Source organism: Marilutibacter maris (assembly GCF_006546735.2).
In the GTDB taxonomy this organism is placed as follows: domain Bacteria; phylum Pseudomonadota; class Gammaproteobacteria; order Xanthomonadales; family Xanthomonadaceae; genus Marilutibacter; species Marilutibacter maris.
The window spans coordinates 1-8,036 of the sequence record NZ_VICD02000123.1 but is presented as its reverse complement, the minus strand read 5'-3'; the positions used below and the strand labels follow the sequence as shown (position 1 = coordinate 8,036).

Sequence of the window (8,036 nt, the reverse complement as noted above, 5' to 3'; positions counted from 1 at the left end):
ATCACTACAACTGGCACCGCCCGCACGCCAGTTTGGGCCACAAGCCACCCATCAGCCGGCTGCCGCTGAACAACGTACTGGGTTTACACATCTAGGCCGGACCGGCGCCGCTGGAGCGGCGCACCACCAGCGAGGCGGGCAGGGTGATGCTCTCGACCGGCTCGCTGCGGATCTGCGCCAGCAGCGATTCGACCAGCAGGGCGCCGGCGCGTGAGGTGTCCTGGAACACCGTGGTCAGTGCGGGCTGGGCGAAGCGGGCCATCGGGATGTCGTCGAAGCCGGCGACCGCGATGTCCTCGGGGACCCGCCGTCCGGCCTCGGCCAGTGCGCGCATCGCGCCGATCGCGATCAGGTCGCTGGCGGCGAACACCGCGTCGAACGGCAGCGCACGTTCCAGCAGGGTGCGGGCGGCGTCGAAGCCGGCCTCCTCCGAGCTGACCGCATCCACCTGCAGGCCCTCTTCCATGGCCAGGCCGGCCTCGCGCAACGCGGCGTCGCAGCCGCGGTAGCGGTCGAAGAACTCCGGATAGTGGCTGGAGGCGTCGCCGAGGAAGGCGATCCGCTTGCGGCCCAGGCCGAGCAGGTGTTCGCCGATCAGGCGGCCGCCATGGTGGTTGTCGCAGCCGATCGAGATCCCCGGCTGGCCCGGCAGCACTGCGCCCCAGCGGACGAAGCGGGTGCCCTGCTCGACCAGGCTCTCGAGCTTGCCGCGGTAGGCGAGGTAGTCGCCGTAGCCGAGCAGGATCAGGCCGTCGGCCTTCATGCTGTCCTCGTAGTCGGCGTGCCAGTCGTCGGACAGTTGCTGGAACGAGACCAGCAGGTCGTGGCCGTGGCGGGCGCAGGCGCGGGTGATCGAGCCCAGCATCGACAGGAAGAACGGATTGATGTGCGAGTCGTCCGGGGTCGGGTCCTCGAACAGCAGCAGGGCGAGGGTGCCCGAGCGCTGGGTGCGCAGGCTGGAGGCGTGGCGGTCGACCTTGTAGTTGAGTTCGCGCACCGCCTCCTCGACCCGGCGCCGGGTCTCGGCGTTGACCAGCGGGCTGCCGCGCAGCACCCGCGACACCGTCGCCTGCGATACGCCGGCGCGATGTGCGATGTCGATGGATGTGGTCTTCGAGCGCCTGCCCACCGGGCCCTCCTCCCTGGGACGGAACCGCAACAGTGTAATGGCCCGGTCGCGAGGGGCCGGAACCGTGCGGCGATTGCACCATATTAGTGCAATTGGCAGGAAGGGATGCACCACATTGGTGCAATCGCGTGCGAACTCAGATCCGGAGTGTTTTTAAATCAATGGGTTGCGAGAGTCTGTGGGTTGGCACAGGGCTTGCTATCTATCTGGGTATCCCCTCCAACCGGAAAGGCCGTACCTCCATGTCGCTCGAGAACGTCGAAAAGCTCATCCGTGACCACAAGGTCGAATTCGTCGACCTGCGCTTCGCCGACATGCGCGGCGTGCAGCATCACGTCACCTATCCCAAGTCGATCGTCGATGCCGGCCTGTTCGAGGAAGGCAAGATGTTCGACGGCTCCTCGATCAACGGCTGGAAGGGCATCAACGAGTCCGACATGGTGCTGATGCCGGACGCCTCGACCGCGTTCCTGGACCCGTTCACCGCCGATCCGACCCTGGTGATGACCTGCGACGTGCTCGACCCGACCACGATGCAGGCCTACTCGCGCGACCCGCGCGGCGTCGCCAAGCGCGCCGAGGCCTACCTCAAGGCCAGCGGCATCGCCGAGCAGGCGTTCTTCGGCCCGGAGCCGGAGTTCTTCATCTTCGACTCGGTCCGCTACGGCAATGAGATGGGCCATACCTTCTTCCACATCGACTCCGAGGAAGCGCACTGGAACTCCGCGCGCGAGTACGAGGGCGGCAACAGCGGCTACCGTCCGGGCGTCAAGGGCGGCTACTTCCCGGTCGCGCCGGTCGACTCGCTGCACGACATCCGCGCCGAGATGTGCAAGACCCTGGAAGAGGTCGGCATCGAAGTCGAGGTCCACCACCACGAGGTCGCCAACGCCGGCCAGTGCGAGATCGGCACCAAGTTCAACTCGCTGGTCAAGAAGGCCGACGAGCTGCTGATGATGAAGTACATCATCAAGAACGTCGCCTTCCGCAACGGCAAGACCGCGACCTTCATGCCCAAGCCGATCGTCGGCGACAACGGCAGCGGCATGCACGTGCACCAGTCGCTGGCGAAGGACGGCAAGAACCTGTTCTCCGGCGACGGCTACGGCGGCCTGAGTCAGCTGGCGCTGTGGTACATCGGCGGCGTGTTCAAGCACGCGCGCGCGATCAACGCCTTCACCAATGCCGCCACCAACAGCTACAAGCGCCTGGTGCCGGGCTTCGAGGCGCCGGTGATGCTGGCCTACTCGGCCCGCAACCGTTCGGCCAGCTGCCGCATTCCGTTCGTGTCCAATCCGAAGGCGCGCCGCATCGAGTTCCGCTTCCCGGATCCGGTGCAGTCCGGCTACCTGACCTTCGCCGCGCTGATGATGGCCGGCCTGGACGGCATCAAGAACCAGATCGATCCGGGCGCGCCCAGCGACAAGGACCTGTACGACCTGCCGCCGGAGGAGGAGAAGAACATCCCGACCGTCTGCCACAGCCTCGACCAGGCGCTGGAGGCGCTCGACAAGGATCGCGACTTCCTCAAGGCCGGCGGCGTGTTCTCCGACGACTTCATCGACGGTTACATCGCGCTGAAGATGCAGGAGGTCACCAAGTTCCGCGCCGCGACCCACCCGTTGGAATACCAGCTGTACTACGCGAACTGATGCGCGCGAACTGATCGAAACGGCTGGCCGCGCAGGGTGCGCGGTCGGCCGGTGAAGGCGGCGGTGGACCGGACGCAGAGCCGGCCACCGTCTCCGGTCCCGGCGGAGCGGACGGCCGCCACCCCCACAACACAGGAGGGCATGAAAACGACGGGCAATGCCCGGCGCCGGGCGACTGCGGCCCGGAGAAACAGCGAACGGCACGCGGACGCCGACGCAAAACGAGCACGGACCAATGACCACGGGAGGGGCCACCGCTTATGAGGAGCCTGCGTCATGTCGTCTCAGCACACCGCATTCCATGCGCCCGGTGGGCGCATCCAGGGGATCAGGGAAACCGCACCGGCGCCGCTCGCGGCGCTGACCGCCATCGCGACGATGGCCACCATGCTGGCAATGGGGCAGGCACGGGCAGGGGAGCTGTCCGGATCGGTCAGCCTGACCAGCGACTATCTGTTCCGCGGCATCACCCAGACCGATGAAGAGCCCGCGCTGCAGGCCGGCGTCGAGTACGCCACCGACAGCGGCTTCTACGCCGGCGTCTGGGGCAGCAGCATCAGCTGGCTTTCGGACTCGGATCCGGACATCTCCAGCCAGCTCGAACTCGACGGCTACCTTGGCCTGCGCGGCGAGTTCGCCGACAGCGGCGTCAGCTGGGACGTCGGCGCGATCCACTACTGGTACCCGGGCGACTACCCGTCGGGCTTCAACAGCGCCGACACCACCGAGGTCTACGCCGGTCTCGGCTGGTCCGTGCTCAGCGCCAAGTACTCCTACGCGCTCACCGACCTGTTCGGCATTCCCGACTCCGACGGCAGCCACGCGCTCGACCTGGGCGCGAGCTGGGAGTTCGTGCCCTCGTGGACGCTCGACGCCGCGGTCGGCAAGCAGTGGGTCGAGAACCTCGACGGCGGCGACTACGCGTACTGGAAGCTCGGCGTCGGCAAGGCCTTCGACAACGGCATCGATGTCGCCGTCGCCTGGAACGACAACGACCTGATCGGTCCCGACGAGACCTTGACCGTGGCCATCACCAAGTCCTTCTGAATCCCACCCATTCGACTGCAAACCATGTCGCTACGGAGCACGTGAATGAAACTGATCACCGCCATCATCCGGCCATTCAAGCTCGACGAGGTGCGCGAAGCGCTCACCGAAGTCGGCGTGTCGGGCATCACCGTCACCGAGGTCAAGGGATTCGGCCGCCAGAAGGGGCATACCGAGTTGTATCGCGGCGCCGAGTACGTCGTCGACTTCCTGCCCAAGCTGAAGGTCGAGTGCGCCGTCCCCGACGCGATGCTCGAGGCCGCACTGGAAGCGGTCCAGGCCGGCGCACGCACCGGCAAGGTCGGCGACGGAAAGATCTTCGTCAGCCACCTGGAAGAAACCATCCGTATCCGCACCGGGGAGCTCGACGATGATGCGCTTTGACACGACCGCGACGACCGCGACGAACATGCAGGCCGGAACCCCGCGCGGTGGCGCGCTTCCGGCGTCCCGGTGGCGTGCGCTGCCGTTGATGGCGCTGCTGCTGGCCGGCGCCGCGCAGGCGCAGGATGGCCTGGCCCAGGCCGCCGACCTGGCCGGCAACGCCGCGGCGGCGGCGCCGGTCGTGGACAAGGGCGACGTCGCCTGGATCCTGACCTCGACCCTGCTGGTGCTGCTGATGACCGTGCCCGGGCTGGCGTTGTTCTATGGCGGCCTGGTGCGGGCCAAGAACGTGCTGTCGGTGCTGATGCAGGTGCTGGTGGTGTTCTCGGTGATCGTGCTGCTGTGGGCGGTGTACGGCTACTCGCTGGCGTTCGGCGGCGCCGGGCCGGTGATCGGCGGGTTCGACAAGCTGTTCCTGGCGGGGGTCACCCCGGACAGTCTGGCGGCGACCTTCACCGATGGCGTGTCACTGCCGGAATACGCCTTCATCGCGTTCCAGGCGACCTTCGCCGGCATCACCGCGGCGCTGATCGTCGGTGCCCTGGCCGAACGCATCCTGTTCCGCGCGGTGCTGCTGTTCTCGGTGCTGTGGTTCACCTTCGCCTACCTGCCGATCGCGCACATGGTCTGGGGCGAGGGCGGCTACCTGCTGGGCAAGGGCGCGCTCGACTTCGCCGGCGGTACCGTCGTCCACATCAATGCCGGCGTCGCCGGTCTGGTCGGCGCCTGGCTGGTCGGCAAGCGCATCGGTTACGGCCGCGAGGCGCTCAAGCCGCACAGTCTGACCTTCTGCATGGTCGGCGCCTCGCTGTTGTGGGTCGGCTGGTTCGGTTTCAACGCCGGCTCCAACCTGGAGGCGACCTCGGGCGCGGCGCTGGCCTTCCTCAACACCCTGCTGGCGCCGGCGGCGGCGGCGCTGGCCTGGAGCGCGGTCGAGGCGCTGCTGAAGGGCAAGCCGTCGATGCTGGGCGCGGCCTCGGGCGTGGTCGCGGGCCTGGTCGGGATCACCCCGGCCTGCGGCTCGGTCGGGCCGATGGGGGCGATCGCGATCGGGTTGGCCTGCGGTGCGCTGTGCGTGTGGGGCGTGACCGGCTTGAAGCGGCTGTTGAACGCCGACGACTCGCTGGACGTGTTCGGCGTGCACGGCCTGGGCGGGATCGTCGGCGCGTTGCTGACCGGCGTGTTCACCGCGCCGTCGTTGGGCGGCACCGGGGGTGAGGACTTCTCGATCGCCTCGCAGTTGCTGGTGCAGGCCGAGGGCGTGCTGATCACCCTGGTCTGGTCGGGCATCGTCGCCGTGGCCGCGTTCGGGCTGGTCAAGCTGACGGTCGGACTGCGGGTGGCCGAGGAGGCCGAGCGCGAGGGCCTGGACATCAGCTCGCACGGCGAATCGGCCTACGAGAGCTGATATGGCAGCGGGCGCCGGGGCCCGGCTCCGGCGCCCGCGCATCGGCGATGGCGCGGCGCGCCCTGTAAAACTGAACAGTTACAGGGCGTACTTCACACGACTTCCACTTCGGGACGGCGTAACGTGCTGCCAATCTCCCCCGATCGGCCACCATCGCCATGGACCAGACCCTGCATGACGCCAACGGGCGTCGCGACCGCCGGCGCCGACACCGGCGATGGCGAATCATCGGCTGGATCTGTCTTTGGGCATTGTTCGCGATGACCGCGGTGATTGCCGGCAAGGTGTCCGCCGCCGAGCCCTCCGGTCCGCTCGGCACCCGGCCCACCGCGATCCTGTCGCCGCAGGCCTGAGCCCGGCGCCGCCCGCGGCGCCGATCAGAGGGTCGAGGTCGCCGATTCCAGCAGCGTGGCGAAGCCGTCGGCAAAGCGACGGCCATCGCACAACCCCGAGTCGAGCAGTCGCTCGCGCATCGAGCCGCGCAGGCGGGCGCGGCGTGCACCGTCTTCGGCGAGTCCGGCGGCGATGCGGACATAGTCCCCGCGATCGCGCGCGACCAGGCGCTCCGGCCCCTGCGCCAGTCCGGCCGCATCCAGCAGCGACAGTCCGGTACGCGCGGCCATCCGCTCGCCCGGCAGGCTCACCACCGGCACGCCCTGCCACAGCGCCTGCAAGGTGGTGGTGCCGCCGTTGAACGGCAGCGGGTCGAGGGCGATGTCGATGTCGGCGTATTGCGACAGGAACGCCTGTGGGTCGAGCACCGGCGGGCGCAGTTGCAGCCGGTCCGGATCGACACCGGCGGCGGCGAAGCGGGCGCCGATCCGTTCGCGGGTCGGCGCATCGGCCAGGCCGAGCGCACACAGCACCAGCCGCGAGCCGGGCACCGCGGCCAGTACCCGCGCCCACAGCGCCACCGTTCGCGGCGACAGCTTGGCCAGGTGGTTGAAGCTGCCGAATACCGGCGCGCCCGAGGAGGCGCGCGCGACCACGTCCGGCGCATCCTGGATCTGCGGCAGGCACAGCAGGCTGCCGGGAAGCCGCCACGCCTGGCGCGCGCTGGACGTGCCCTCGGGCAGGGTCGCGGCATCGCCGATCACGCCGTCGCTGCTGGCATAGCCGCTGTCGAACAGATAGCCCAGCCAGCCCAGCTGGCGCGGCACGCAGCGCGAGGCCAGCAGGCGCGGCCGGCTGCCGTGGGTGTGCCCGGCCAGGTCCAGCAGCACGTCGATGCCGTCCTCGTGCAGTTGCCGCGCCACCGCCTCGTCGGGCTGGCCGCGCAGGTCGCGCCATTGCGGGCATAGCGCGCGCAGGCGCTGGGTGGTGGCATCGGGCTGACCGTCGCTGTAGCAGATCGGCGCAACGCGGTCGCGGTCCCAGCCGGCCAGCAGCGGCTCGACGAACATGCCGACCGGGTGGCGACGCAGGTCCGGCGACAGCAGCGCGACCCGAAGCGGGCGTTGGCCCGGGCGCCAGCCGGTATCGCGCGGTGGCGGCAGGCGCAACGGCGGAATACGCGCGGCCAGCTCGCGATGGCGGGCGAGGATCGCGGCGGCGGGCGCGCCGTCAGCGGGCGCGGCCGGGGCGGATTCGTCCCGCGCGGGCTCGTCCAGGGCGGGCTCGTCCAAGTACAGCAGACTCTGGCAGGCGAACGTGATGGCCTGCAGCGAGGGGGCGTGATCCAGCGTATGCCGGGCATCGGCGGCGGCCGCGGCGGCCTCGCCGGCGAACTGCAGCACGTCGGCGCGGGCCAGTCGGGTACCCCAGTCGTGCGGGCGTCGGGCCAGGCAGGCATCGGCGACCGCGAGCGCTTCGCCCAGTTGCAGGCGATCGCGCAGTGCTTCGGTGAGCAGGGCCGCCGCCAGCGGTTCGCCCGGGTCCAGGGTCAGCGCATGCCGCGCGGCCGGAACCAGCGCATCGATGTCGCCGGCGATCTTGGCCGCGGCGGCGCGCAGCGCATGGATCTCGGCATCGTCCGGCAGCGCCGCCTGCGCCCGCTCCAGCGCGCTGGCCGCCAGCGCCGATTGTTGTTCGCGCAGGGCCAGGCGTGCCAGCAGCTTCAACGACTGGGGTTGCGCCGGCGTCGCGGTGAGCGCGCCGCGCAACAGCCCGATCGCGCCGGAGATGTCGCCCCGCCGCAGCAGCGCGTGGGCCTGACCAACGGTGTTTGCATCCATCGATTGAGTGTAGGGCCTGACGATGACTTCGAAAGCTGGCAGCGGGCACTTGCTCTACCATGCCAGCATGCCGTCCCCCGCCGCCATCGACAGCCCGTTCGACAGCCTGACCACGCCGGTCGCGTGGTGCGACGGTTCGGGCGCGATCGTGGCCAGCAATGCGGCGATGTCGGGCTGGCTCGGGGTCGGCGTGCGGCGCCTGCAGGGCTGGCCGATGGCCGCGCTCGACGCCGGCGACGGTC

The 8,036-nt window shown here is 69.5% G+C and carries 7 protein-coding genes; 5 read left to right on the top strand and 2 right to left on the bottom strand.

Going from position 1 to position 8,036, the window contains the following annotated elements:
* Positions 1–91: 91 nt before the first annotated feature.
* Positions 92–1,129, bottom strand: coding sequence for a LacI family DNA-binding transcriptional regulator (locus tag FKV24_RS07885; RefSeq protein ID WP_111265073.1), 1,038 nt, complete (start codon positions 1,127–1,129; stop codon positions 92–94).
* Between the two features lie 242 nt (positions 1,130–1,371).
* Between FKV24_RS07885 and glnA the strand changes: the two genes are divergently transcribed.
* The 5 genes from glnA to FKV24_RS07860 all read left to right on the top strand — a co-directional run bounded on the left by glnA (position 1,372) and on the right by FKV24_RS07860 (position 5,973).
* Positions 1,372–2,781 carry a type I glutamate--ammonia ligase gene (glnA, locus tag FKV24_RS07880; protein WP_111265074.1) on the top strand — a complete coding sequence of 470 codons (1,410 nt, stop codon included), beginning with the start codon at positions 1,372–1,374 and terminating at the stop codon, positions 2,779–2,781.
* Between the two features lie 276 nt (positions 2,782–3,057).
* A complete protein-coding gene (locus FKV24_RS07875; protein ID WP_111265075.1) occupies positions 3,058–3,828 on the top strand; it encodes a TorF family putative porin in 771 nt (256 codons plus the stop codon).
* A gap of 45 nt (positions 3,829–3,873) precedes the next feature.
* Positions 3,874–4,212 (top strand): P-II family nitrogen regulator, encoded by a 339-nt coding sequence (locus tag FKV24_RS07870; protein WP_111265076.1) that lies wholly within the window; start codon positions 3,874–3,876, stop codon positions 4,210–4,212.
* Positions 4,213–4,237: 25 nt separating this feature from the next.
* Positions 4,238–5,620, top strand: coding sequence for an ammonium transporter (locus tag FKV24_RS07865; protein ID WP_170288247.1), 1,383 nt, complete (start codon positions 4,238–4,240; stop codon positions 5,618–5,620).
* 158 nt (positions 5,621–5,778) lie between these two features.
* Positions 5,779–5,973: a hypothetical protein gene (locus FKV24_RS07860; RefSeq protein ID WP_141481986.1), complete on the top strand. Its 195-nt coding sequence runs from the start codon at positions 5,779–5,781 to the stop codon at positions 5,971–5,973.
* A gap of 24 nt (positions 5,974–5,997) precedes the next feature.
* On the opposite strand, the gene FKV24_RS07855 is transcribed toward FKV24_RS07860, so the two are convergent.
* A complete protein-coding gene (locus FKV24_RS07855; protein ID WP_141481985.1) occupies positions 5,998–7,794 on the bottom strand; it encodes an O-linked N-acetylglucosamine transferase, SPINDLY family protein in 1,797 nt (598 codons plus the stop codon).
* Positions 7,795–8,036 lie beyond the last annotated feature (242 nt).

Bases quoted from the DNA above. Each gene is read 5' to 3' on its own strand.
- glnA (WP_111265074.1), top strand. From the start codon at position 1,372: ATGTCGCTCGAGAACGTCGAAAAGCTCATCCGTGACCACAAGGTCGAA.
- FKV24_RS07875 (WP_111265075.1), top strand. From the start codon at position 3,058: ATGTCGTCTCAGCACACCGCATTCCATGCGCCCGGTGGGCGCATCCAG.
- FKV24_RS07870 (WP_111265076.1), top strand. From the start codon at position 3,874: ATGAAACTGATCACCGCCATCATCCGGCCATTCAAGCTCGACGAGGTG.
- FKV24_RS07865 (WP_170288247.1), top strand. From the start codon at position 4,238: ATGCAGGCCGGAACCCCGCGCGGTGGCGCGCTTCCGGCGTCCCGGTGG.
- FKV24_RS07860 (WP_141481986.1), top strand. From the start codon at position 5,779: ATGGACCAGACCCTGCATGACGCCAACGGGCGTCGCGACCGCCGGCGC.
- FKV24_RS07855 (WP_141481985.1), bottom strand. From the start codon at position 7,794: ATGGATGCAAACACCGTTGGTCAGGCCCACGCGCTGCTGCGGCGGGGC.